This is a genomic window from Streptomyces sp. NPDC004732 (assembly GCF_040609235.1).
Lineage (GTDB): Bacteria > Actinomycetota > Actinomycetes > Streptomycetales > Streptomycetaceae > Streptomyces.
In genome coordinates, this window is record NZ_JBEXJR010000002.1 from 284,411 (window position 1) to 308,535 (window position 24,125).

Annotated in this window: 24 protein-coding genes; 16 read left to right on the forward strand and 8 right to left on the reverse strand. The window is 70.3% G+C overall.

Features of this window, described 5'->3' with window-relative positions; translation table 11 throughout:
- Window positions 1-49 precede the first annotated feature (49 nt).
- Genes ABZV77_RS05860 through ABZV77_RS05880 form a run of 5 tightly spaced genes read left to right on the forward strand, consistent with a single transcriptional unit; the run spans window position 50 to window position 3,051 of the window.
- Window positions 50-1,414: a DUF317 domain-containing protein gene (locus ABZV77_RS05860; RefSeq protein WP_356250730.1), complete on the forward strand. Its 1,365-nt coding sequence runs from the start codon at window positions 50-52 to the stop codon at window positions 1,412-1,414.
- Window positions 1,415-1,466: 52 nt separating this feature from the next.
- Entirely contained in the window at window positions 1,467-1,811 is a 345-nt protein-coding gene (locus tag ABZV77_RS05865; RefSeq protein ID WP_356250732.1) for a DUF6087 family protein, read from the forward strand.
- A gap of 53 nt (window positions 1,812-1,864) precedes the next feature.
- The gene (locus tag ABZV77_RS05870; RefSeq protein WP_356250733.1) at window positions 1,865-2,071 is read left to right on the forward strand and encodes a hypothetical protein; all 207 of its coding nucleotides are present in this window, start codon (window positions 1,865-1,867) and stop codon (window positions 2,069-2,071) included.
- 6 nt (window positions 2,072-2,077) lie between these two features.
- Complete coding sequence (locus ABZV77_RS05875; protein WP_356250735.1) at window positions 2,078-2,620, forward strand: hypothetical protein; 543 nt, start codon at window positions 2,078-2,080, stop codon at window positions 2,618-2,620.
- On the forward strand, window positions 2,617-3,051 hold the full coding sequence (locus tag ABZV77_RS05880; RefSeq protein ID WP_356250737.1) for a hypothetical protein: 435 nt from the start codon (window positions 2,617-2,619) through the stop codon (window positions 3,049-3,051). The genes ABZV77_RS05875 and ABZV77_RS05880 overlap by 4 nt, the downstream gene beginning before the upstream one ends.
- 300 nt (window positions 3,052-3,351) lie before the next feature.
- Here ABZV77_RS05880 and ABZV77_RS05885 read toward each other — a convergent pair whose 3' ends face one another.
- Together ABZV77_RS05885 and ychF are read right to left on the reverse strand one after the other, a co-directional pair.
- The gene (locus ABZV77_RS05885; RefSeq protein WP_356250739.1) at window positions 3,352-4,242 is read right to left on the reverse strand and encodes a DUF5655 domain-containing protein; all 891 of its coding nucleotides are present in this window, start codon (window positions 4,240-4,242) and stop codon (window positions 3,352-3,354) included.
- A 339-nt stretch (window positions 4,243-4,581) separates the two neighbouring features.
- Window positions 4,582-5,670 (reverse strand): redox-regulated ATPase YchF, encoded by a 1,089-nt coding sequence (ychF, locus tag ABZV77_RS05890; RefSeq protein WP_356250741.1) that lies wholly within the window; start codon window positions 5,668-5,670, stop codon window positions 4,582-4,584.
- Window positions 5,671-5,867: 197 nt separating this feature from the next.
- Here ychF and ABZV77_RS05895 point away from each other — a divergent pair, with 197 nt between their 5' ends.
- Window positions 5,868-6,533: a DUF6542 domain-containing protein gene (locus tag ABZV77_RS05895; RefSeq protein WP_356250743.1), complete on the forward strand. Its 666-nt coding sequence runs from the start codon at window positions 5,868-5,870 to the stop codon at window positions 6,531-6,533.
- Between the two features lie 19 nt (window positions 6,534-6,552).
- Here ABZV77_RS05895 and ppgK read toward each other — a convergent pair whose 3' ends face one another.
- Together ppgK and ABZV77_RS05905 are read right to left on the reverse strand one after the other, a co-directional pair.
- Complete coding sequence (gene ppgK / locus ABZV77_RS05900) at window positions 6,553-7,293, reverse strand: polyphosphate--glucose phosphotransferase (protein WP_356250744.1); 741 nt, start codon at window positions 7,291-7,293, stop codon at window positions 6,553-6,555.
- A 21-nt stretch (window positions 7,294-7,314) separates the two neighbouring features.
- Window positions 7,315-8,307: a 4-hydroxy-3-methylbut-2-enyl diphosphate reductase gene (locus ABZV77_RS05905; protein WP_356250746.1), complete on the reverse strand. Its 993-nt coding sequence runs from the start codon at window positions 8,305-8,307 to the stop codon at window positions 7,315-7,317.
- Window positions 8,308-8,395: 88 nt separating this feature from the next.
- Here ABZV77_RS05905 and ABZV77_RS05910 point away from each other — a divergent pair, with 88 nt between their 5' ends.
- The 4 genes from ABZV77_RS05910 (at window position 8,396) to ABZV77_RS05925 (ending at window position 12,349) form a co-directional block, all read left to right on the forward strand.
- On the forward strand, window positions 8,396-9,811 hold the full coding sequence (locus ABZV77_RS05910) for an APC family permease (RefSeq protein ID WP_356250748.1): 1,416 nt from the start codon (window positions 8,396-8,398) through the stop codon (window positions 9,809-9,811).
- Window positions 9,812-10,036: 225 nt separating this feature from the next.
- Complete coding sequence (gene xseA, locus ABZV77_RS05915; RefSeq protein WP_356250750.1) at window positions 10,037-11,284, forward strand: exodeoxyribonuclease VII large subunit; 1,248 nt, start codon at window positions 10,037-10,039, stop codon at window positions 11,282-11,284.
- A gap of 9 nt (window positions 11,285-11,293) precedes the next feature.
- On the forward strand, window positions 11,294-11,590 hold the full coding sequence (locus ABZV77_RS05920; RefSeq protein WP_356250752.1) for an exodeoxyribonuclease VII small subunit: 297 nt from the start codon (window positions 11,294-11,296) through the stop codon (window positions 11,588-11,590).
- A 168-nt stretch (window positions 11,591-11,758) separates the two neighbouring features.
- A complete protein-coding gene (locus ABZV77_RS05925; RefSeq protein WP_356250754.1) occupies window positions 11,759-12,349 on the forward strand; it encodes a malonic semialdehyde reductase in 591 nt (196 codons plus the stop codon).
- A gap of 97 nt (window positions 12,350-12,446) precedes the next feature.
- Here the strand turns inward: ABZV77_RS05925 and ABZV77_RS05930 are convergent, their stop codons facing one another.
- Window positions 12,447-12,965, reverse strand: a complete 519-nt coding sequence (locus ABZV77_RS05930) for a DUF4245 domain-containing protein (RefSeq protein WP_356250756.1) — start codon at window positions 12,963-12,965, stop codon at window positions 12,447-12,449.
- Window positions 12,966-13,130: 165 nt separating this feature from the next.
- On the opposite strand from ABZV77_RS05930, the gene glpX reads away from it, so the two are divergent.
- Window positions 13,131-14,162, forward strand: a complete 1,032-nt coding sequence (gene glpX, locus ABZV77_RS05935; RefSeq protein ID WP_356250758.1) for a class II fructose-bisphosphatase — start codon at window positions 13,131-13,133, stop codon at window positions 14,160-14,162.
- A gap of 87 nt (window positions 14,163-14,249) precedes the next feature.
- Here the strand turns inward: glpX and ABZV77_RS05940 are convergent, their stop codons facing one another.
- Both ABZV77_RS05940 and ABZV77_RS05945 read right to left on the reverse strand, forming a co-directional pair.
- Window positions 14,250-14,627 (reverse strand): WhiB family transcriptional regulator, encoded by a 378-nt coding sequence (locus tag ABZV77_RS05940; protein ID WP_356250760.1) that lies wholly within the window; start codon window positions 14,625-14,627, stop codon window positions 14,250-14,252.
- A gap of 125 nt (window positions 14,628-14,752) precedes the next feature.
- Window positions 14,753-15,409, reverse strand: a complete 657-nt coding sequence (locus ABZV77_RS05945; protein ID WP_356250762.1) for a DUF1707 domain-containing protein — start codon at window positions 15,407-15,409, stop codon at window positions 14,753-14,755.
- A gap of 182 nt (window positions 15,410-15,591) precedes the next feature.
- On the opposite strand from ABZV77_RS05945, the gene ABZV77_RS05950 reads away from it, so the two are divergent.
- Complete coding sequence (locus ABZV77_RS05950) at window positions 15,592-17,268, forward strand: fumarate hydratase (protein ID WP_356250764.1); 1,677 nt, start codon at window positions 15,592-15,594, stop codon at window positions 17,266-17,268.
- Window positions 17,269-17,322: 54 nt separating this feature from the next.
- Here ABZV77_RS05950 and ABZV77_RS05955 read toward each other — a convergent pair whose 3' ends face one another.
- On the reverse strand, window positions 17,323-18,864 hold the full coding sequence (locus tag ABZV77_RS05955; protein WP_356250766.1) for a ricin-type beta-trefoil lectin domain protein: 1,542 nt from the start codon (window positions 18,862-18,864) through the stop codon (window positions 17,323-17,325).
- A gap of 122 nt (window positions 18,865-18,986) precedes the next feature.
- Here ABZV77_RS05955 and ABZV77_RS05960 point away from each other — a divergent pair, with 122 nt between their 5' ends.
- From ABZV77_RS05960 to ABZV77_RS05975, 4 genes are all read left to right on the forward strand, one after another.
- Entirely contained in the window at window positions 18,987-20,399 is a 1,413-nt protein-coding gene (locus tag ABZV77_RS05960; protein ID WP_356250768.1) for a class II fumarate hydratase, read from the forward strand.
- A gap of 45 nt (window positions 20,400-20,444) precedes the next feature.
- Complete coding sequence (locus ABZV77_RS05965; RefSeq protein ID WP_356250770.1) at window positions 20,445-21,131, forward strand: DUF402 domain-containing protein; 687 nt, start codon at window positions 20,445-20,447, stop codon at window positions 21,129-21,131.
- A gap of 116 nt (window positions 21,132-21,247) precedes the next feature.
- A complete protein-coding gene (locus tag ABZV77_RS05970) occupies window positions 21,248-21,889 on the forward strand; it encodes a class I SAM-dependent methyltransferase (protein ID WP_356250771.1) in 642 nt (213 codons plus the stop codon).
- Between the two features lie 62 nt (window positions 21,890-21,951).
- Window positions 21,952-24,054 carry an ATP-binding SpoIIE family protein phosphatase gene (locus ABZV77_RS05975; protein ID WP_356250773.1) on the forward strand — a complete coding sequence of 701 codons (2,103 nt, stop codon included), beginning with the start codon at window positions 21,952-21,954 and terminating at the stop codon, window positions 24,052-24,054.
- Window positions 24,055-24,125 lie beyond the last annotated feature (71 nt).

Here is a 24,125-nt window from a genome sequence, read left to right on the forward strand (position 1 = left end):
CCCGCTCCGGCCGGCCCCACGCCGGCCGGAGCCGTGAAACGAGAACAGATTGCCGCCCCCTGAAGTAGACCCGCACCTCCGCCTCGACCTGCTCGACGGCCGCCCCGGCGCCGTCACCGCCACCATCACCGGCGCCCCCACCCACACCGTGCGAGCCCTGCTCGCCGTCCACGGCTTCGAGCCCCTCGACGACGCGACGATGGTCATGGCACGCATCGACCGCGAGGAGCCGCATTACGCCGAACTGGCCGCACGCGCCCTGCGCGCCGAGGGCGTCACGGTGGACATCACGCCGCAGCTGCGCGAAGAGATCGACACCGAATGGACCTGGGCCAACTACCCCATGCCGTGGTGCTCGCGTGAGGAGATCCGCGAGGTCTCGAACGACGCCCAGCAGATCTACGACGACATACGCTCCGGCCGGCTGATCATCCACGCGCACGCCCACGACGGTTGGACCACCGTGGCCGTCGGTACCTACCGCGACGGCCCGAGCATCCACCTCCACGGTGTAAACCACCTCCGCGTAGAAGCCGGCCGGTACGACACCCCCGTCAAGGCCATCGCCGAGTTCGAGCGCCTCTACGGCGATGCCGTACGCCACGGCCCTGCCCCAGCCACCAGCACCGAACGCGACGCCGAGCAGGCACGCACCCCGTCCACGCCCTATGCGGCCGACGCCCAGGCGTCCCCGGCGATGGCCGAGCCGGCAGAGGCGGGCTCGGCAAGCCTCGACGACCACGAAGCGCTCCTGAAGGACTTCCTCGAGTCGCAAGGAGAGTGGGAATGCTGGCGCACCTGGTCCGACGACACCACCCACGCCGTCCACGAATCCCTCGTCCTACGCGCCGAGTTCATCCACGAGGCCGAACCCACCGGCACCCAGTGGAAGATCGCCGCGTACGAGAGCCCGGTCGGTGAACGCGTGTGGCACGCCACCGCGAGCACCACGGTCCCCGTGGAGATCATGCAGGTAGTCCTCGACAGCCTCGCCTCCGCAGACGCCGTAGAGATCGCGGAAGGCAACCAGATATCGGAAGCGACCATCGGTGAGGCCACCCGCCCACTGGCCGGCGCCGGCTGGAAGCACACCATCGACGGCCGCGCGATCCGCTGGCAGGCCCCAGGAGACCGCGCCATCAGCGTCCAGTTCGACGCCTTCGCCGCCCACGCCCCTCACAGCGGACTGCCCGCCTGGACATTCCGGGGCGGTGGTGACGCCAACTCGCCTCAGTGGGTGCTCCACTTCTCGCCCCGCGCCGCCGCATCGGTACTCCAGGACGTCGCCTTCGAGGTGGCCAACGGGCTCACGCGCCAACCGGCGCCGCCCCGGCCCCAGGGGCTGAACGCCCTGAGCCGCAACGACTCTGTCGTACAACTAGCTCCTCGCGCCGGCTCGGCACGGTCCCGGTGACGTCTGGGCAAGGCGGTGGCAGCGGCCATCCCTTCTGCGCCACGATGCTGAAATGCACGAAGAGCAGGAACCGCTGGAGGACTGGGCGCGGCGGCGAGAGGAACGTCGAGATGCCTCGAAGGGCAAACTGCGCGCAATCCCCCTCGCCGAAGGGCGGCACCGCGGACAACACCTCGAACCCGACGCACCGCGTGTGATCCAGGAATGGAACGGAACCGAGTGGGAGACGGTCGCCGTGGTCAGCAATCTCGCCGAGGCCAAGAGCGTGCTGTACCCGCCGCAGCCCGCACAGGAGCGCCCGGCGGAGTGGGACCGACCGGCACTCGGCCCGGGGCGTGGGCGTCACCGTCGAACAGCACCGGCCGAGGACGGACCCGGGAGCAGCACTACCCCTTGATCGGTCTCGCTGTTCCCTCTGGGCAGGACAGCCCCGGCGGCTATGGTCGGGCCATGACACCTGATCAATTTGTTGCGCAGCACGGTGAAAACCTGGACAAGGCGCTCCAGTCGCTCAAGGTGGATCTGATCCGCAAGCGGGACGCAGCCGAGGATGCCGGGAGCACCGAGGGCGTACGCGTGCTGACCGCAGAGATCGAGCGGGCGGACGAGCTTCAGACCGACCTCGACAAGGCCCGTCGCGCCGCACCCGTGAAGTAGGACGTCATGCCGGACCAGCAGCCGACTGTGGGCGAGCGGGAGTTGGCCTACTGCGCCCACCTTCAAGTGGCCACCCGCACACCGTTCGTCGACGACCACCCGGGGCGCGATCCTGACCCCCGTATCGCCGAGGCCGTGTACGACAGCCTCGCCGTGCACACCGCTCTGCACCGTCTGACTGCAGCCATCGCCCCGGGCTCCGCGTTGGTCCCGGTGCTGCTGCCTGCGCTGCACGCAGCGCGGCAGCTCCTGAGCCTGCGGTCCTCGTGGACCGACTACTGCAACGGGCGGTTCGGCCTCGATCCCAACGCCACCGACCGCAACACGGAGATGTCCCGCCAGTACGCGGAACCTGCTGTCGTGCGCGCCTGGCCGAAGTACGCCGAGGCGAAGGAGGCGTGCGCCGCAGCCACCAACGCGGTCAGGGAGCTGCAGCCCGCCCTAGCCCTCGTCGCCGGTCTCGACTCCGCCAGCGCGGACGCCGTGGCACCGGGCGGGCTCAGGCGCTCCGGCCTGCGCCTCGTCCCCTGCGGGGGCTCGACGCGATGAGCACCGGATGGGTCGTGGTCATCGTCATCGTGGCGGCGGCCGTCGGCTGGTTCGTCGCGGCGGTCGCCCGCGGGATCGCTAGGACGGCGCGCGCCGACACACGCCAGGACCTGATCAAGTTCGGGGCCATACCGGAGACGGGCAAGCTCCTGACGAAGGGCAGCGACCTGCCGGTGTACTGCTTCATGGCTCCCTTTGAGAGCTCCCGGACCCACCCCTTCGGCTGGCTGTGGTGGCGCGTTGACCAGGACACTGGTGAGAAGCCGAAGCAGGCGATGGGGTGGGCCCTGACGTACCGGCGCGCTCGGAAGGCCGCTGGGATCCCGCTGTCCTTCCGGGCGAAGCACGTCGAGATCACGTTGGCCCCGGGCCACGACCGTCCGCAGTCGGTGACCGACACAGACGCCGAGGCACAGCCAGGCACCCCATAGGCACCGCGCCAGCGGAGTCACCCGCCGTGGATAGCAAACCCCCGAATGGGATCGCCCTCGCGCCGGGGAAAGGCTGCGGCCGGCACAGGAAGCCAACCTCGACAGAAGGACGAGAACACTCGCGAACCGAACCGCGGCTGTGCGGAAAGCGGCGTCAATATAGCGGCGGATCCCCGGTTACCGAAACCGGGGATCCGCCGAATACTTGTAGCTCCACCGCCACTTCCTGACCGCCCGTCGAAAGGCAGCACCGCGACGATCCCTAACGTCACCGCCACACGGCTCGCATTTCCTGCTACGTCACGCCGCGGCGTAGCTCAGCCGGAACAGGTCCTGAGCGCGCTCCAGGTCCCGCTCGGTGCGCAGCTGAACCTCCAGGTCTCCCGTGCCGTGGTGACCGACCCCGGTCACGTCCCGGGTGAAGTCAGGCACCAGGTCCACCGCCGTCGGGTCCGCTTTCAGGTAGACCAGCACCTTGGTCTGCTGGGGCGGGATGAGGCAGGCGAAGTTCCGCAGCCGCTGATAGGCGCGGTACTGCTTGCGCTGCACCCGGGTGACGCCGTCACCCAGCCCGACGAGGACCTCGTCGACCGCTGCCGCCAGCTCGTCGATCGCACCGCCCTGCTGCCGAACCGGCTGCGCCCCGGGCGTGCCACGGCGTGCCCGCTTGGCCGCTGCCGAGTGCCCGGTGACCGAGGCTACGGTCTCAAGACCGAAGTGGTCGCTGCCGAAATACCGGTAGCGGACCAGGTCGATCGAGCGCCGGTGCTCGCGTACGGCGTGCGCGTCGTAGCGGGTGAAGTCGCCGGCCACGCAGATCAGCCTCGGTGCGCTCCACAGGATCTGGGACGCGGCCGTCCCCCCGAGCCGGTCGCGGACCAGACTCCGGAAGGCGTCCTTGTGGCTCATCAACCAGGCCATGTAGAAGAGGCCCTGGTTGATGACACCGGCATCCGTGCCCCGCTTGTACTCCACGATCACGGGCGCACCGTTCTCGTCCAGCCCCAGTGAGTCGATGCGCCCGCCGTCGACACAGTCGATCACGTACTCGCTCGCTAGGAACGTGACGCCCAGCATCGCCTCCATGTGTGCCTCGACAAGATCCTGCACATCCGCCTCGACCGCAGCAAGACGCGGCGTGACCTCAGTCACGCCGCTATTCGTCGTGTGGAACAGCTTCAGGCCCGACACCTTCCCCTCCTCGGCTAGGAGATCGACAACGTCGGGCGGGTGCAGATTTGTTTCCGCAGGAGGCCGCGGAGCCGTGAAGAAAGCGTGCAGACGGAGCCTCTGGGCACCCACCCCGCGCACCTGTCAGATCACTGTCCGAAACCCAGCACGGGCGTTCTCATCCCATCCCAGCACGATCCCAGCACGGTAGGGATGACCAGGGGTGATGACAGGTGATGAGGGGTCAGCTATCCCAGCACCATCCCAGCACGGGAAAAAACTAAGGGCCCGACCCCGAAGAGTCGGACCCTCTCTGACCTGCATGTTTGCCAGATCAGCGACGTGGTGATATGTCAGCCGCTACACGTTGAAGCGGAACTCCACCACATCCCCGTCCTGCATCACATACTCCTTGCCCTCCATGCGCGCCTTGCCCGCCGAGCGGGCCTCCGCGACGGAACCCGTCGCGACCAGGTCCGCGAAGGAGATGATCTCGGCCTTGATGAAGCCCTTCTGGAAGTCGGTGTGGATGACACCGGCCGCCTCGGGGGCCGTCGCGCCCTTCTTGATGGTCCAGGCGCGGGACTCCTTGGGGCCTGCCGTGAGGTAGGTCTGGAGGCCGAGGGTGCGGAAGCCTACATGGGCGAGGGTGGCGAGGCCGGGCTCTTCCTGGCCGACCGACTGGAGGAGTTCGAGGGCCTCGTCCTCGTCCAGTTCCGCGAGGTCCGACTCCAGCTTCGCGTTGAGGAAGATCGCCTCCGCGGGGGCGACCAGCGCACTCTGCTCCGCCTTGAACGCGTCGTCCGTCAGCTCGTCCTCGTCCACGTTGAAGACGTAGAGGAAGGGCTTGGTGGTGAGGAGGTGCAGGTCGTGGAGGAGTTCCTCGTTGCCCGAGCCCTGGACGATGCCCTGGGAGAAGAGCGTGTCGCCCTTCTCCAGGATCTCCTTGGCCTCCTCGACCGCCTTCACCTTCGGGGCGATGTCCTTCTTGATCCGCGACTCCTTCTGGAGGCGGGGAAGGACCTTCTCGATGGTCTGGAGGTCGGCGAGGATCAGCTCGGTGTTGATCGTCTCGATGTCGTCCTTGGGCGAGACCTTGCCGTCGACGTGCACGACGTTCTCGTCCTTGAAGGCGCGGATGACCTGGCAGATCGCGTCCGACTCGCGGATGTTCGCGAGGAACTTGTTGCCGAGGCCCTCGCCCTCGCTCGCGCCGCGCACGATGCCCGCGATGTCGACGAAGTCGACCGTCGCCGGGAGGACCTTCTGGGAGGAGAAGATCTCGGCCAGTTTCGTGAGGCGGGTGTCGGGGACACCGACCACGCCCACGTTGGGCTCGATCGTGGCGAACGGGTAGTTGGCCGCCAGCACGTCGTTCTTGGTCAGGGCGTTGAACAGGGTCGACTTGCCGACATTCGGCAGACCGACGATTCCGATCGTGAGCGACACGTTGCGACTTCCCGTACGTGAGGGCTGTGGGTGGACGGCCCGGAGGGCCGTAGTGACCGTGGGGCGATCCCCCAGTCTACGGCGTGCGCCCGCCGCCCCCGCCTGCCCGTCGCCTCCGCATCGAACGCATGGCCAAGGTCGGCTCAAGGGCGTGTCCCGTGACGGATTCGGCGCCGCGCCCCGCCTAGGTTGGTCCAGTGGAGCAACACAGGACGCGTCCCCCTCAGTCCGGCCCCAGGCCCGCCTCCCCGGCCCGGCCCCGCCGGCCCGCCCCGCTGCCCCCGCAGGGACGGACCGACGCGTCGGGCACGACGTACCGGGCGACGCCCCGTCCGCGCCGTCCCGTTCCACCGTTCGTCCTGGCCCTGCGCAGGACACCGCTGTACCGGACGCTGCGCCGCATTCCGAACCCCCGCCTGACGGGGCTCGGCAGCGGCCTCTTCTGCACGGCGGTGATGTTCCTGCTCGCCTGTCTGCTGCGCCTGGTCGCGGGCGGTTCCGTCGTCGCGTACGGCGTGCTGTTCCTGCCCGTCGCCGCGCTGACGGCCCTGTGGGTGCGCCCGGCCGACCTCGTCACCGCCCCGGTGGGCGTACCGATCGCCTTCGCCGCCGGGGTGCTGCCCGTGGCGGAGGGCACGGGCGGGCTCAGCGGTCAGTTCATGGGGCTCGTGACGACGCTCGCCCTGAACGCCGGATGGCTGTACGGCGGGACGCTCGTCGCCGGGGTCATCGTGACCGTACGGAAGATTCGGCTGATGGTGTTGCGGCGGCAGGGCCGACCCGGGCGGGGTGGTCCGGCGCGGGGTGGGCCGGGCAAGGGTGGGGCGGGGCCCGGCCGTGGGAAGCGGCTGCCTGCCGCCTAGCCGTCCCCAGCCGTACGCGTCACTCGTCCGCCGCCGCCATCGCCGCCCCCACGATGCCCGCGTTGTTCTGCAGCTGGGCCGGGACGATCTCCGCCGAGATGCCCTCGATGAGCGGCAGGAACTTGTGCGCCTTGCGGCTCACGCCGCCGCCGATGATGAACAGCTCGGGCGAGAACAGCATCTCCACGTGCGCGAGGTACTTCTGTACGCGCCGCGCCCAGTGCTCCCAGGTCAGATCCTCGTCCTCGCGCGCCTTGGAGGAGGCCTTCTTCTCCGCGTCGTGGCCGCGCAGCTCCACGTGGCCGAGCTCCGTGTTCGGGACCAGATGGCCGCCGGTGAACAGCGCGCTGCCGATGCCCGTGCCGAGGGTGAGCAGGATGACCGTGCCGGTACGGCCGCGGCCCGCGCCGAAGTGCATCTCGGCGACGCCCGCCGCGTCCGCGTCGTTCAGGACGGTGACCGGGACACCGCCAAGCCGGTCGGAGACGAGCTTGCGGATGTCCGTGCCGATCCAGCTCTTGTCCACGTTGGCCGCGGTGTGCGCCGTGCCGTTCGTGATCACCCCGGGGAAGGTGGCGCCGACCGGGCCCGTCCAGCCGAAGTGCCGGACGACCTCGCAGACGACGTCGACCACGGCGTCCGGCGTGGCCGGGTCCGGGGTCAGTACCTTGTGCCGCTCCTGGGTCAGCTCTCCGCGGTCCAGGTCCACGGGTGCGCCCTTGATCCCGGATCCGCCGATGTCCACGCCGAAGATCTGCATGGCCCCCACGGTACGGCGCGGTCAGCCCTGTGACAGCTCGGCCGCCTCGGCGCGCAGGTCCCTGCGGAGCTCCTTGGGGAGCGAGAAGGTGATGGACTCGTCGGCCGTCTTGACGGTCTCCACGTCGCCGTAGCCCCGCTCGGCGAGCCACTCGATGACGCCGTCCACCAGCACGTCCGGCACGGAAGCGCCCGAGGTCAGGCCGACCGTGGTCACGCCCTCCAGCCACGCCTCGTCGATCTCCTCGGCGTTGTCGACCAGGTACGAGGCGGCGGCGCCCGCGTCGAGGGCGACCTCGACCATGCGAATGGAGTTCGAGGAGTTCTTGGAGCCGACGACGATGACCAGCTCGGCGTCCTCGGCGAGCTTCTTGACCGCGATCTGACGGTTCTGCGTGGCGTAGCAGATGTCGTCGCTGGGCGGCGAGAGCAGGTTCGGGAACTTGCCCTTCAGAGCGTCGACGGTCTCCATGGTCTCGTCCACGGAGAGGGTGGTCTGGGAGAGCCAGACGACCTTGTCCGGGTCGCGGACCTCGACGTTCGCGACGTCATCGGGGCCGTCGACCAGCGTGATGTGGTCGGGCGCCTCACCGGACGTACCGATGACTTCCTCGTGGCCCTCGTGCCCGATGAGGAGGATGTCGAAGTCGTCCTTGGCGAACCGGACCGCTTCCTTGTGGACCTTCGTGACCAGCGGGCACGTCGCGTCGATGGTGGCGAGCTTGCGCTCGGCGGCCTCGGCGTGGACGGTCGGGGCCACGCCGTGCGCGGAGAACATGACGATGGAGCCCTCGGGGACCTCCGCCGTCCGGTCGACGAAGATCGCGCCCTTCTTTTCAAGGGTCTGCACGACGTACTTGTTGTGGACGATCTCGTGGCGTACGTAAATCGGGGCCCCGTACTGCTCCAAGGCCTTCTCGACGGCGATCACGGCACGGTCCACGCCCGCGCAGTAGCCACGGGGAGCGGCGAGCAGGACACGGCGGGAGCCAGGCGTAGCAGTCATGCCCACCATCGTAAGGCCGCATCCAGCGCGTCAAAGATCGCCCGGTTGGGGACACTGGTGACCTGCGTTGATCTACGCGTCGGTCTACGGAGGCACGATGTCCGGACAGTCCGCCAGTACGGGAGCCCATGCCGAGGGTGCCGAGCCCGCCGGGAGTGACGGCGGTGACGGGGGTGACGGGCTGCGGCGCAGTCTCGGCTTCCGTGACCTCGTGGTCTACGGACTGCTCTTCATCGCCCCCATGGCGCCGGTGGGTGTCTTCGGAACCCTCGACGCGAAGTCGCACGGCGCGGTCGCGCTGGTCTATCTGATCGCCACGGTCGCCATGGCGTTCACCGCATTCAGTTACGCGCAGATGGTGCGGGTGGTCCCCCAGGCGGGTTCCGTGTTCGCCTACGCGCGCGCGGGGCTCGGGAAGGGCCCCGGATTCATCGCCGGGTGGATGGCGATGCTCGACTACCTCCTCATTCCGGCGGTCGCGTACCTCTTCTCCGGGATCGCCATGAACTCGCTGGTGCCGTCGGTGTCCCGGTGGGTGTGGACGGCGCTCGCGGTGCTCATCACGACCGCGCTGAACCTGTGGGGCGTGCGGATGGCGGCGCGGGTGGGCTTCGCGGTGCTCGCCATGGAGGTGGTGGTGCTGCTGGTCTTCGTCGTGGCGGCGGTGACCGTGCTGGCCAGGGACGGGGCGGAGCGCGACTGGCTCTCGCCGCTGACCGGGGACGGCTCGCAGGGCGCGTTCGCGCTGTCGGCGGTGGTGGGCGCGGTGTCCATCGCCGTCCTGTCGTACCTGGGCTTCGACGCCATCGCCTCCTTCGCCGAGGAGGTGACGGGCGGTTCGGCGAAGGTTGCGCGGGCGGTGCTTGTCTGTCTGGCGCTCGCGGGCTTCCTGTTCATCCTCCAGACGTATCTGGTGGCCCTCCTGGAGCCGCTGTCCTCGGCCCAGCTCGCGGCGGATCCGGGCAAGCAGGGGACCGCCTTCTACGACACGTCGGAGGCCGCGGCCGGTGAGTGGCTGCACAAGCTGGTGGCCGTCAGCAAGGCGATCGGCGCGGCCTTCGCGGCGCTCGCGGGGCAGGCGGCGGCAGGTCGGCTGCTCTTCGCGATGGCGCGGGACCGGCGGCTGCCGAAGGTCCTTTCGAAGACGGACTCCGGGACGCCGCGGATCGCGCTCCTGTGTGCGGCCGTGGTCACGATGGTCGCCGCGGTGTGGGCGGCCCGGCGGGACGACGGCATGGACCACCTGGTGTCGGTGGTGGACATCGGGGCGCTCACCGCGTTCCTGCTGCTGCACGCGAGCGTGGTGGGCTGGTTCGCGCTGCGCCACCGCGACGACGGCTTCAGCTGGTGGCGGCACGTGCTGGTCCCGGTGCTCGGCGCGGCGATCGTGGTGGCGGTCATCTGGGAGGCGTCGGGCTCGGCGCAGGTGGTCGGTGCGGTGTGGCTGGCGGTGGGGCTGGTGGTCCTGGTGGTGCAGGGGCGGGGGCGAGGGCGGGAACGGGTGGGGGACTGACGACGCGTCTCGGGTGCGGGTCCGTTGTGGCCGTTCGCGCAGTTCCCCGCGCCCCTGAGTCGTCGTCTGTCGGGTGCGGGTCCGTCCGTGGTTGCTCGCGCAGTTCCCCGCGCCCCTGAGCGGCGACCCGCCTCCGGCCGCCGTTTCGGTGAGGGCTCGTGGTGGCGGGGATGGGGGGTACCGGTCGTGCCGGGGGTTGTCTGTGGGGGCCGTTACGCTCGGTGCATGGCTCTCAACACGTCCCCGGACGCGCCCATCCCCGTCGGGGAGGTGTCGCGGCTCATCGGTGGGTGGATCGACCGGCTCGGTGCCGTCTGGGTCGAGGGGCAGATCACGCAGCTGTCCCGCAGGCCCGGCGCCGGTGTCGTCTTCATGACGCTGCGCGACCCGTCCCACGACATCTCGGTGAGCGTCACCTGCTACCGCCAGGTGTTCGACGCGGTGGCGGACGTCGTGTCCGAGGGCGCCCGCGTCGTCGTACGCGCCAAGCCCGAGTGGTACGAGCGGCGGGGGCAGCTGTCGCTGCGGGCCGCCGAGATAAAGCCGGTCGGCGTCGGTGAGCTGCTCGCGCGGATCGAGCAGTTGAAGAAGAACCTGGGCGCGGAGGGCCTCTTCGCGCCCGAGCGCAAGAAGACCCTGCCTTTCCTGCCGCAGCTCATCGGCCTGGTCACAGGACGCGCGTCGGCCGCCGAGCGCGACGTCCTGGAGAACGCGCGGCACCGCTGGCCCGCCGTCCGCTTCGAGGTGCGCAACGTCCCCGTCCAGGGGGTGCACGCGGTGCCCCAGGTCGTGCAGGCCGTGCAGGAGCTCGACGCGCACGCCGGGGTCGACGTGATCATCGTGGCGCGGGGCGGCGGCAGCGTGGAGGACCTGCTGCCGTTCTCGGACGAGCAGCTGGTGCGCGCGGTGGCCGCGTGCCGTACGCCGGTCGTGTCCGCCATCGGCCACGAGCCGGACAATCCGCTCCTTGACCACGTGGCGGACCTGCGCGCCTCGACGCCCACCGACGCCGCCAAGAAGGTCGTGCCGGACGTCGGCGAGGAGTACGAGCGCGTGCAGTGGCTCCGGGACCGCGCCCGGCGCAGCATGGACGCCTTCCTGGACCGGGAGACCCGCGGCCTCGCGCACGCCCTGGGCCGCCCCTCCATGGAGCACCCGCACCGCATGGTCGAGGAGCGCGAGGAGCAGGTCGCCGCGCTCGTCGACCGCAGTCGGCGCACGCTCGGGCACCTTCTCGACCGGGCGGGCTCGGAGCTGACGCACACCCACGCGCGCGTGGTGGCCCTCTCCCCCGCCGCGACCCTCCAGAGGGGGTACGCGGTGCTGCAGAAGCCGGACGGCACGGTCGTCCGGGCGCCCGCGGAGGTGACCGCCGACGACGAGCTGCAGGCCCGCGTCGCCGAGGGCACCTTCACCGTACGAGCGGTACCGGCAACGGAAACCGCAAAGAATGACGACAATGCCGAGATTTAGGGTGGGCGCATGACCAGCAAGACGGACGAGACGGCGGACTCCACGGGCGCCACCGGCGCCACGGACACGCTCGGCTACGAGCAGGCGCGGGACGAGCTGATCGAGGTGGTGCGCCGACTGGAGACCGGCGGGACCACCCTGGAGGAGTCGCTCGCACTGTGGGAGCGCGGCGAGGAGCTGGCGAAGATCTGCCGCCGGTGGCTCGACGGCGCCCGCGCCCGCCTCGACGCGGCCCTGGCGGGCCCGGAGCTGGGGGGCGAGGACGGCGAGCACGGCGAGGGCACGCACGCCGACCTCGACTCCTGAGGCCGCATTCCGCGGCGCTCTCCGCAAAACAGCGCTGACCTGCGGTTTGTGAACCGGATCACGCAGCTCCAGTTTTGATTGAAAGTTGAACAGTGGCGGCGTACTCTCGTAGTCGCGGGCCCGGTGACGGGTTTCGCAGACACCCCGTACGTTCAAGAAGGTTGATCCATGTCTCTCGCACTTGACCCCGCCGCCCAGGACCTGCTCTTCCGTGAGGCCCGCACCGCGAACACCTTCACCGACGAGCCGGTCACCGACGAGCAGGTCCAGGCGATCTACGACCTGGTCAAGTACGGCCCGACCGCCTTCAACCAGTCGCCGCTGCGCGTCACGCTGGTCCGCTCCCCCGAGGCCCGCGAGCGCCTGGTGCAGCACATGGCCGAGGGCAACCGCCCGAAGACGGCCGCCGCGCCGCTCGTCGCGATCCTCTCCGCGGACAACGAGTTCCACAACGAGCTCCCCGCGCTGTTCCCGCACTTCCCGCAGGCCAAGGACGCCTTCTTCACGGAGCGCCCGGTCCGTGAGCAGGCCGCCCAGCTGAACGCCTCGCTGCAGGCCGCGTACTTCATCGTCGGCGTGCGCGCCGCCGGTCTGGCCGCCGGTCCGATGACGGGCTACGACGCCGCGGGCGTCCAGAAGGAGTTCCTGGACGGCGACCACACCCCGCTGATGATCGTCAACATCGGCAAGCCGGGCGACGACGCCTGGTTCCCGCGCTCCCCGCGCCTCTCCTACGAGGACGTCGTCACCACGGTCTGAGCGACCCCGCTGGTCTGAGCGACCCCGCTCGCACCGCTCACGCGACATGCGAAGGGCCCCCGGCACAGTGCCGGGGGCCCTTCGCGCGTCTGCGGAATCAGGACATCTTCAGCGACTCGACCATCTTCGTCAGCTGCCCGAAGGACGCCGTGCCCGTGACCACCGTCGTCGCACCCTTCTCGCTGGTCACCAGGGCGTCGTACTTGTCGCCCTCGTAGCGCTGCCAGGTGCGGCCGCCGATCTCCTCGGTGGCCTTGGTCTTCGTGGCGTTGTGCGTGACCTTCTTTATGAAGGTGCGCGCCTTGTCGGTCGACTGCTCGATCGCCACGTACTCCTCGTCCGGATCGAGGAAGCCCAGGTGCCAGGTGTCGTGGTCGGCGCCGTTGAACCGCACGGACGTCGGCTTCCACGCCTTGGCCAGGCCCTCGGGCGCCGCCACCGGATAGGCCGCGGCCCGGCGGGCCGTCAGGAGCTCCACGCGGTAGTCGACCCGCTTCACGGAGCTCTTGGACTCGTTGTGCGGGATGAAGATGTAGATCACGCCCGCAGCGAGTGCGATCACCACCAACGACCACAGCATGTTCTTGACGGTCTGAGTGCCTTGTCTTCCTGCCACGCCCCCATGGTCTCAGGCGCCGGGTTCGCGCCTTCCCCCGGTCTCGCCGTGGCCGCCCCCGCCGCTCATGCGTGGGGCCCTCTGCTCATTTTGTCGGCCTACGGATAGAGTCGTTCACAATCCCTCATCCGGCCGTCGTCGTATCAAGCAGAAAGGTGCGCTCCGATGACCGAGCATCATCTCCCCTCCGAGCTCGAGGTTTCTCCCGAGGCTCCCGACCGCAACCTCGCCCTGGAGCTCGTCCGGGTCACCGAGGCGGCCGCCATGGCCGCGGGCCGCTGGGTCGGCCGCGGCGACAAGAACGGCGCGGACGGCGCCGCTGTCAGGGCCATGCGGACCCTCGTCCACACCGTCTCGATGAACGGCGTCGTCGTCATCGGCGAGGGTGAGAAGGACGAAGCCCCGATGCTCTTCAACGGAGAGCGCATCGGCGACGGCACCGGCGCCGAGGTCGACATCGCCGTCGACCCGATCGACGGCACGACGCTGACCGCGAAGGGCCAGCCGAACGCGATCGCCGTGCTCGCCGCCGCCGACCGCGGGGCCATGTTCGACCCGTCCGCCGTGTTCTACATGGACAAGCTGGTCACCGGCCCGGAGGCCGCGGACTACGTGGACATCAACGCGCCCGCATCGGTGAACATCCGCCGCGTCGCCAGGGCCAAGAACTCCTCGCCCGAGGACGTCACGGTCATGATCCTGGACCGCCCCCGGCACGAGGGCATCGTCAAGGAGATCCGCGAGACCGGCGCCCGCATCAAGTTCATCTCGGACGGCGACGTCGCGGGCTCGGTCATGGCCGTCCGCGAAGGCACGGGCGTCGACCTGCTCATGGGCATCGGCGGCACCCCCGAGGGCATCATCTCGGCCTGCGCGATCAAGTGCCTGGGCGGCGTGATCCAGGGCAAGCTGTGGCCCAAGGACGACGCGGAGCGCCAGCGGGCCATCGACGCGGGCCACGACCTGGACCGCACGCTCTCCACGGACGACCTGGTCAAGGGCGACAACGTCTTCTTCGTCGCGACCGGCATCACCGACGGCGAGCTGCTGCAGGGCGTGCGCTACCGCGCGGCGACCGCGTCGACGTCGTCCCTGGTCATGCGCTCCAAGTCGGGCACGATCCGCAAGATCGACTCCGACCACCGGCTCTCGAAGCTGCGCGCGTACAGCGCGATCGACTTCGACCGCGCGAAGTAGCACCGAGCGCCGAGCAGTCCGTGAGCAGTCCGTACGTCGATGGGGGCGCCCCGTGCGGGGGACGCCCCCATCGTCGTACGCAGGCCTCTAGCCCGCAGCCGCTATCCCCGCCGCGTGCGCCGCCTTCTGCAGCTCCAGGTCGCGCCGACGGCGGCGGGCCAGGACCACGCGGCGCTCGGCGGCGGTGAGGCCGCCCCACACGCCGTACGGCTCGGGCTGCAGGAGGGCGTGCTCGCGGCACTCGACCATGACGGGGCAGCGGGCACAGACGCGCTTGGCGGCTTCCTCGCGGGACAGCCTGGCCGCGGTCGGTTCCTTGGACGGGGCGAAGAACAGGCCCGCCTCGTCACGGCGGCACACGGCCTCCGTGTGCCACGGGGCGTCATCGTCCCGATCCCGCACTGGCTCACGCTGGGCCGGAACAGCGGCTACCTGCAGAGACTGATGCGACGACGGTTGCAGCACGGTCTACTCCTGACGACGGCTTCGCGAGCGAGAGACGATGCAGCAAGCTCTACCCGCTGTGTGCGCGCCTATGCACTGAGTTCCGAGTCCGGAAGTCCGGCCTCCCCGTAACCGTCCGTGCGCTCTCAGCGTCCGAGGTGTTTGCGCAGCTGCTGATGGAGATCGCGGACGATCTTGCCGCGCTTGGGCCGGGCCTCGATGCTGCCCATGATCGCCGTGCCGTCCACGAAGACGACCGGGGCGTCGTGATCGGCGGAGTCGAGGGTGTCCACCTCATAGCTCCCGAGGATGCCGGTGCCGCTGCCTCTCAGCGAGACGTTCTCCGGGACGCGGACGTCGACCGAGCCGAAGATCGCAAACGCCTTGATGACCACCTGGCGCTGCTCGAAGATCGCCTCGCTCAGGTCGATCTCGACGCTGCCGAACACGGCATACGCATGGGTGCGCCGGCCCACGCGCCAGCGGCCGCGGCGCACGGAACTGCTCAGCACCGCGACGAGGTTCTCGTCCGCGACCGGCGGGACGACGCCCGGGGACGGCCTGGACGGTGCGGACTCGGGGGCGCGGCGGCGGGCGGTCGGCTGCTCGTGCGCGGCGGGCAGGTCCCGCACCAGCGGCTCCAGCTCGGCCATGGTCTTGGCGCCATAGACCCCGTCGATCCGCTCCGAGTGCTCCTCGGCGGTCAGGCGGCCCTCGGCCAGGGCCTCGCGGAGGATGTCCGCGGTGCGGTCCCGGTCGGCGTCGGAGGCGCGGAGCGATGAGGGCTGCTTTTGGAGGTCCACGCGAGCAGCGTACCCAAACGCGATAGATCGCGACTACCCCTGTGGACAACCGGGTGGACAACCCAGTGGACAACCCGCTCGCAGTTACTGAGCCTTACCTCACAAACCCGCCCGGGTCCGCGCGCTCTACGCTGGTTGGCGCGTCGCCAATGGAGGCCGCGCCGCTGTCTGCCGAGTGAGGAATGGCCGTAATGCCAGAGTTTGAGTACTCCGATCTGCTCCCCCTGGGAGAGGACACCACGCCGTACCGGCTGGTGACCGCCGAGGGTGTCGCCACCTTCGAGGCCGACGGGCGGACGTTCCTCAAGGTCGACCCGGAGGCCCTGCGCAAGCTCGCCGCCGAGGCCATCCACGACATCCAGCACTACCTGCGGCCCGCGCACCTGGCCCAGCTGCGGCGCATCGTGGACGACCCCGAGGCGTCCGGCAACGACAAGTTCGTCGCCCTGGACCTGCTGAAGAACGCCAACATCGCCGCCGCCGGTGTGCTCCCGATGTGCCAGGACACCGGCACCGCCATCGTCATGGGCAAGCGCGGCCAGAACGTCCTCACGGAGGGCGGCGACGAGAAGGCGCTCTCCAAGGGCATCTTCGACGCGTACACGAAGCTGAACCTGCGCTACTCGCAGATGGCTCCGCTGAACATGTGGGAGGAGAAGAACACCGGCTCCAACCTTCCGGCCCAGATCGAGCTGTACGCGACCGACGGCGGCGCCTACAAGTTCCTCTTCATGGCCAAGGGCGGCGGCTCCGCCAACAAGTCGTTCCTCTACCAGGAGACGAAGGCCGTCCTGAACGAGGCCTCCATGATGAAGTTCCTGGAGGAGAAGATCCGCTCGCTGGGCACCGCCGCGTGCCCGCCGTACCACCTGGCGATCGTCGTGGGCGGCACGTCCGCCGAGTTCGCCCTGAAGACCGCGAAGTACGCCTCCGCGCACTACCTGGACGAGCTGCCCGCCGAGGGCTCCGCCACCGGCCACGGGTTCCGGGACAAGGAGCTGGAGGAGAAGGTCTTCGAGCTCACCCAGAAGATCGGCATCGGCGCGCAGTTCGGCGGCAAGTACTTCTGCCACGACGTGCGCGTGGTGCGCCTGCCGCGGCACGGCGCCTCGCTGCCCGTCGCCATCGCCGTCTCCTGCTCGGCGGACCGCCAGGCCACCGCGAAGATCACCGCCGAGGGCGTCTTCCTTGAGCAGCTGGAGACGGACCCGGCGCGCTTCCTGCCGGAGACCGAGGACTCCCACCTGGACGAGTCCGCGGACGTCGTCAGGATCGACCTCAACCAGCCGATGGACGACATCCTCGCCGAGCTCACCAAGCACCCGGTGAAGACCCGTCTCTCGCTCACAGGACCGCTGGTCGTGGCCCGCGACATCGCGCACGCCAAGATCAAGGAGCGGCTCGACGCGGGCGAGGAGATGCCGCAGTACCTGAAGGACCACCCCGTGTACTACGCGGGCCCCGCGAAGACCCCCGAGGGTTACGCGTCCGGCTCCTTCGGGCCGACCACCGCCGGGCGGATGGACTCCTACGTGGAGCAGTTCCAGGCGGCGGGCGGCTCCAAGGTGATGCTGGCCAAGGGCAACCGCTCCAAGCAGGTCACCGACGCGTGCGACGCGCACAGCGGCTTCTACCTGGGCTCGATCGGCGGCCCCGCCGCGCGCCTCGCGCAGGACTGCATCAAGAAGGTCGAGGTCGTCGAGTACGAGGAGCTCGGCATGGAGGCGGTCTGGAAGATCGAGGTCGAGGACTTCCCTGCCTTCATCGTCGTCGACGACAAGGGCAACGACTTCTTCCAGAACCCGGCTCCGGAGCCGACGTTCACGCACATCCCGGTGCGGGGTCCCGGCCTGGCGTAGCACTACGTAGGGGCCCTCTCCGCTCCTGGAGAGGGCCCCTACTCATGTCCGGGGTCAGGCGAACCGCTGGTTCGCCGCCCCCGTGCACTTCTGCAGCCGCACCGGCTCCTTGGCGCCCGCCAGCGTCAGACAGAGCCCGTTCGCGGCGGCGGGCCGCACGGTCCCCGCCGCACGGACGAACTTCTGGTTGCCGCCTCCGTGGCAGTTCCAGAGCGTGACCGCGGTGCCTTCCTTGTACGCGCTGTCGGGCACGTCCAGGCAGCGGTCCTGTGTCAGACCGGTGTGCAGCGACCGCTGGGCGTCGTCGTACCACCAGGTCTGGTTGCGGTTGCCGGTGCAGTCCCAGCCCTGGACCTTGGTTCCGTTGCCGCTCTTCGAGGCGTCGACGTCGGCACAGGTCCCGGTGGCCTCGTTCTTCAGGGGCTTGTACGCGTCGTCCCAGGCGCCCGCGTACAGCTTCGGGCTGCCCGTGCTCGCCGGGTCCGCACAACCGGCTTCCCGCTGCCCCGAGTTGTAGATCTGGGTGAGGCAGGAGGCGAAGGCGGCGTGACCGCGGGCGTTGGGGTGGAAGGACTGGCGCACCGAGTTGGAGTCCGGCGGGAACGGGTTCGACAGGTCCACGTAGAGACCGCGCGCCCAGGTGTCCTCGGTGCAGACCTCGTGGCCGTGGAAGAGCCGCGAGTTGTCGAGGTAGATCGCGCCCGCGTTCCGCGCGGCCTTGCGCATGCCGGCCCCGAAGGCGGGCACCGCGTAGTTGCGGCCCCACTCGGTGTCGGAGTCGTAGCCGAGCCCGCCGCAGGCCAGCTTGCCGGGGAACTTGGGGTTGTCGCGGAAGTCCGGGCCGATCGGGCTCGGATAGCCCATGGCGACGAGCTTGTAGTCGCCCTCCTGGTAGCCCGCGTCCTTCATGACGGTCTTCAGGTCGCGGATGGACTGCTCGACCTTGGGCACGAGCCCGTCGACGCGCGCCTGCCAGCCGTCGTTGTACTTGCCCGCGCACGCGCCCTGGCTGAGCAGGAAGCGGGTGACGCAGTCCGTCATCACCCCGGAGAAGTCGAGGTCGTCGTTGGCGCCGATGACGAGCAGGATCGTCTTGATCTTCGTGTTGCGCGCCTTGACGGCGAGGTTGTCGCTCTGCACCAGCTCGTCGGCGTACTGCTGCTGACCGCCGATCTTGATGTTGACGGTCTGCGCCCCCGAGCAGGCGACGTTGTACGTCACGTCGGCCGGGATGCCGGTGCGGTGGATCGCGGCGTCCGGCGAGCGGTGGCACCAGTTGTCGGGGCCGTCCGTGCCCGGTTCGTACGTGCCGACGCCCTCTCCGGAGATCTCGCTGTCGCCGAGCGAGATCAGGCCGGTCTTGCGGTCGGCCATGGGGCGCTCGGCCGGGCTGCCGTAGAGCTTGGTGGCCTCCGCCGCCCGGACCTTCTCCAGCTCGGGCGACAGGGGCGTCGCGGCGGGCGCCTTCGCCCCGCTCCCGTCTGCTGCCTGGGCGGGCGCGGCCGCGGCCGCGCCGAGCACGACCGTCATCGCGGCGGCCGCCGCGAACGAACATCGCAGCCGACCCCGGCCGCTGCTGCGTCTGATGCGCTTCATTGCGCCTCCCCGGTGTGGTGTTACCCAGGGTTTTTACTGGTCAGTAGCAGGCTTGGGAATACCTGGAACAAGACAAGTGCTCAACTTTTTACGGGGTTTGAGCGGAGAGGTAGGTTCAGCGCATGACCAGCGACACCAGCGACGGCCGGACCGGCGAGTACCGGATCGAGCACGACTCCATGGGCGAGGTCCGGGTCCCCGCGCACGCCAAATGGCGCGCTCAGACCCAGCGCGCGGTGGAGAACTTCCCCATCTCCGGGCAGGTCCTGGAACGCGCCCACATCGCCGCCCTCGCCCGGATCAAGGCGGCCGCCGCCAAGGTCAACGCGGAGCTCGGGGTGCTCGGCGAGGACGTCGCCGAGGCCATCGCGGGCGCCGCCGCCGAGGTCGCCGAGGGACGCTGGGACGACCACTTCCCCGTCGACGTCTTCCAGACCGGCTCCGGCACGTCGTCCAACATGAACACCAACGAGGTCATCGCCACGCTCGCGACGGAGCGCCTCGGCCGCGACGTGCACCCCAACGACCACGTCAACGCCTCGCAGTCCTCCAACGACGTCTTCCCGTCCTCGATCCACATCGCGGCCACGGGCGCGGTCGGCAACGACCTGATCCCCGCCCTGGAACACCTCGCCGCCGCCCTGGAGCGCAAGGCCGAGGAGTTCGCGGACGTGGTGAAGTCCGGCCGCACGCACCTCATGGACGCGACGCCGGTGACGCTCGGCCAGGAGTTCGGCGGGTACGCGGCCCAGATGCGGTACGGCGTCGAGCGGCTGCGCGCCTCGCTCCCCCGCCTCGCCGAACTGCCGCTGGGCGGCACAGCCGTGGGCACCGGCATCAACACCCCGCCCGGCTTCTCGGCGGCCGTCATCGCCGAGGTCGCACGGGCCACGGGGCTGCCGCTGACCGAGGCGCGCGACCACTTCGAGGCGCAGGGCGCGCGGGACGGCATCGTCGAGACCAGCGGGCAGCTCCGCACGATCGGCGTCGGCCTGACGAAGATCGCGAACGACCTGCGGTGGATGGCGTCAGGACCGCGGACCGGCCTCGCCGAGATCAGCCTCCCGGACCTGCAGCCCGGCTCCTCGATCATGCCCGGCAAGGTCAACCCGGTCATCCCGGAGGCCGCGCTGATGGTCGCCGCGCAGGTCACGGGGAACGACGCGACGGTCGCGGCGGCGGGCGCGGCGGGCAACTTCGAGCTGAACGTCATGCTGCCGGTGATCGCCAAGAACGTACTGGAATCCGTCCGGCTCCTCTCCAACGTGGCGCGCCTGCTGGCCGACCGGACCGTCGACGGCATCACCGCCCATCGCGAGCGGGCCAGGGAGTACGCCGAGTCGTCGCCGTCCGTCGTGACGCCGCTGAACAAGTACATCGGGTACGAGGAGGCGGCGAAGGTCGCGAAGAAGTCCCTCGCCGAACGGAAGACGATCCGTGAGGTCGTCCTCGCGTCCGGCTACGTCGAGCGGGGCGACCTCACCCTGGAGCAGCTGGACGAGGCGCTGGACGTCCTGCGCATGACGCATCCCTAGGCCGCACCCCCGTACCCCGTCCCGGCAGGCGTCTAGTATCTGTGCATGACAGACCTCGACGGGCAGACGACGACCGGCGGCGGGGCGGTGCGGTGGGCGCCCGGGGACCACATCCTGTGGCGGTACCGGGAGAACTCCGGGAGCCGCGTCCACATCTGTCGCCCCGTCACCGTCGTGCGGGACACCGACGAGGTGCTCGCCGTCTGGATGGCACCCGGCACCGAGTGCGTGAAGCCGGTGCTCGCCGACGGCACGTCCGTCCACGACGAGCCGCTGGCCACCCGCTACACCAAGCCGCGCACCGTCCGCAGGGACCACTGGTTCGGCACCGGCGTCCTCAAGCTGGCCCGGCCGGGCGATCCATGGTCGGTCTGGCTGTTCTGGGAGCCCGGCTGGCAGTTCAGGAGCTGGTACGTGAACCTGGAGGAACCGCACGCCCGTTGGTCCGGTGGCGTCGATTCCGAGGATCACTTTCTGGACATCTCCGTGAGCCCGGACCGCAGCTGGCGCTGGCACGACGAGGACGAGTTCGCCGAGGCCCGCAGGGCGGGTCTGATGGGCGCGGGCAAGGCCGCTGACGTCCGCGCGGCGGGACGGGCCGCACTTGACGTGATCGACGCCTGGGGGGCGCCGTTTTCGGACGGCTGGCAGCACTGGCGTCCCGATCCGTCCTGGGTCGTACCGCCCCTTCCGGATGACTGGGACCGTACGCCCGCGCATGTGTCCTCATGAGACCCTTGATGCGCCCCCGTGGTTCAAACGTAGGATCGTCCTCCGCAAGGGCGCACAGCAGCAACTCCGTGCGTCCGCACGGTGCCTGACAGGAAGTCATCGAGGGGCGGCAGAACGTGAGCGAGGACCGCAGAGGCCAGGCCGAGGCCTTTGACGCCATCGGGCAGCACTACGACGACGCCTTCCCCCACAAGGAGGGCCAACTGGCCGCGGGACGCCACCTCACGGCGGCGCTTCCGGCCGGTTCCCGCATCCTCGACGTGGGCTGCGGCACCGGCCTTCCGACCGCCAGGCAACTGACCGAATCCGGCCACTCGGTCCTCGGCACGGACATCTCGGAAGGCATGCTGGAGCTGGCGGGAAAGAACGTCCCGGCAGCCGAGTTCCGGCAACTCGACATCGCCGACCTCCGGGCCGAAGGGCCGGGCGGCGTCGGCCGGTTCGACGGCGTGGCGTGCTTCTTCGCCCTCCTGATGCTGCCGCGCGCCGAGATCCCCGAAGCGCTGCGGCTGCTGCACGGCCTGCTGCGGCCGGGCGGCCTGATGGAGCTGTCCATGGTCGAGGCGGACCTGGATGACGCGGCAATTCCGTTCCTGGGGCACACAATCCGGGTATCGGGTTACCTGCGGGACGAACTGCGGCAGGTCGTGCGGGACGCGGGCTTCGAGATCACCGGCGAGGACACGTATTCGTACGCCCCCGCAAGCACCGACGCACCACCCGAGCATCAGGTCTTTCTGCACTGCCGACGCGGCTGAGCAACGTGCAACGCTGGACGGCGCGCACCGCGCGCAGCCCCGGACGGACGGATTCGAAACGCGTGACGGAGCACCTCACCCCCCACGAGGGTCGCAAGGCACCAGCTGCCAGGACGACCGCCCCCGCGGATCCCCGCGGGGCGCTGCTGCGTTCCCCCGAACCCACGCGGGACGGCGGCGGCAGTGCCGCGGCGGCACAGGCACGCGCGGGCGACGTGCCCTCGGACGCCCACGTGCCGCCGTCCGGCGAGCACTCCCAGTCCTCCGCGTACTCCGCCCACTCGGCCGCCGAGCCCGACCCGCACCGGCCGCGCCCCGTGCCGGACAGCGGCGTGCCCGCGCAGTCGGGTCCCGGGCCCGTGGGCCCGCCGGACGGCGAGGAGCGGCGCTCCGGGCAGCCGAGGCCGCCGGGTTCGGGGCCGGTGTCGATGCGGCGTGACGGCGACCGGCTGCGCTTTGTGGGCGCCGCGACCCGGCGCATCGCCCGCGGCATCGACCTCGACGAGATCGTGATGGGGCTGTGCCGGGCGACGGTGCCGACGTTCTCCGACGCGATCCTGGTCTATCTGCGCGATCCGCTGCCGGTCGGCGACGAGCGGCCCACGGGCCCGCTGGTCCTCCGGCTGCGCCGCTCCGACCGGCTGCGCTCCATCGAGGAGGGCGGCGAGGAGCCGGACACCGACGGCGGCAGCACCCTGCCCGCGCTGCAGGTGGTGCAGCCCGATATCACGGACATCACGGATGTCATGGGCAGCGCCGAGCTGTGCGAGGTGCAGCCCGGTGGCGCGCTCGCCGAGGTGCTGCGCGGGGTGCGCCCGGTCTTCGCCGACTCGGCGGCGGCGCGCGCCGCACTGCCCGAACTGCTCGGCGAGGGGCGCACCCTGCCGGGCGGACAGCGGGGCATCCTTGCGCCGCTGCGGGGCCGCCGCAGGGTGATCGGCGCGGCCGTGTTCCTGCGCCGCCCCGACCGGCCCGCGTTCGAGGCGGACGACCTGCTGGTCGCCGCCCAGCTGGCCACGCACAGCGCGCTCGGCATCGACAAAGCGGTCCTGTACGGCCGCGAGGCGTACATCGCCGACGAGCTGCAGCGCACCATGCTCCCCGAGACACTGCCGCGCCCGACCGGCGTGCGGCTCGCCTCGCGCTATCTCCCGGCCGCCGAGACCGCCCGGGTCGGCGGCGACTGGTACGACGCCATCCCGCTGCCCGGCAGCCGGGTCGCCCTGGTCGTCGGCGACGTCATGGGGCACTCCATGACCTCCGCGGCGATCATGGGCCAGCTGCGGACGACCGCACAGACCCTCGCCGGGCTCGACCTGCCGCCCCAGGAGGTCCTGCACCACCTGGACGAGCAGGCCCAGCGGCTCGGCTCCGACCGCATGGCCACCTGCCTGTACGCGGTGTACGACCCGGTCTCGCACCGCATCACCATCGCCAACGCCGGGCACCCGCCGCCCGTCCTGCTGCACCTGGGCGGCCGGGCGGAGGTCCTGCGCGTACCGCCGGGCGCCCCCATCGGCGTGGGCGGGGTCGACTTCGAGGCCGTGGAGCTCGACGCCCCCGCGGGCGCGACGCTGCTCCTCTACACGGACGGTCTGGTCGAGTCCCGGCTGCGCGACGTGTGGACCGGCATAGAGCAGCTGCGCGAGCGGCTCGCCGCCACCGCCCAGCTGACGGGACCGGACCATCCGCCGCCCCTGGAGGCGCTCTGCGACGAGGTGCTCGACATGCTCGGCCCCGGCGACCGGGACGACGACATCGCGCTGCTCGCCGCCCGCTTCGACGGGATCGCGCCGAGCGACGTCGCGTACTGGTTCCTGGAACCGGAGAGCGCGACGCCGTCGCGGGCCCGCAGGCTGGCCCGCAGCGCACTGGCGCGCTGGGGTCTGGAGGAGATGACCGACTCCGTGGAGCTGCTGTTCAGCGAGGTCGTGACGAACGCCGTGCGGTACGCGTCGCGGCCGATCACCCTGCGGCTGCTCCGCACCGACGTGCTGCGCTGCGAGGTCGGCGACGACGTGCCGCAGCTGCCCCGGCTGCGGCAGGCGCGTGCCACGGACGAGGGCGGCCGCGGCCTGTACCTGGTCAACAAGATGGCGCGGCGCTGGGGTGCCACGCGGCTGAGCACCGGCAAGGTCGTCTGGTTCGAACTGAACCGGAGCTGACCGGCCCGCTCCGGCACATCCCCTCCGATACGCGCGAAGGCGCCCCGGACCTCGATGGTCCGGGGCGCCTT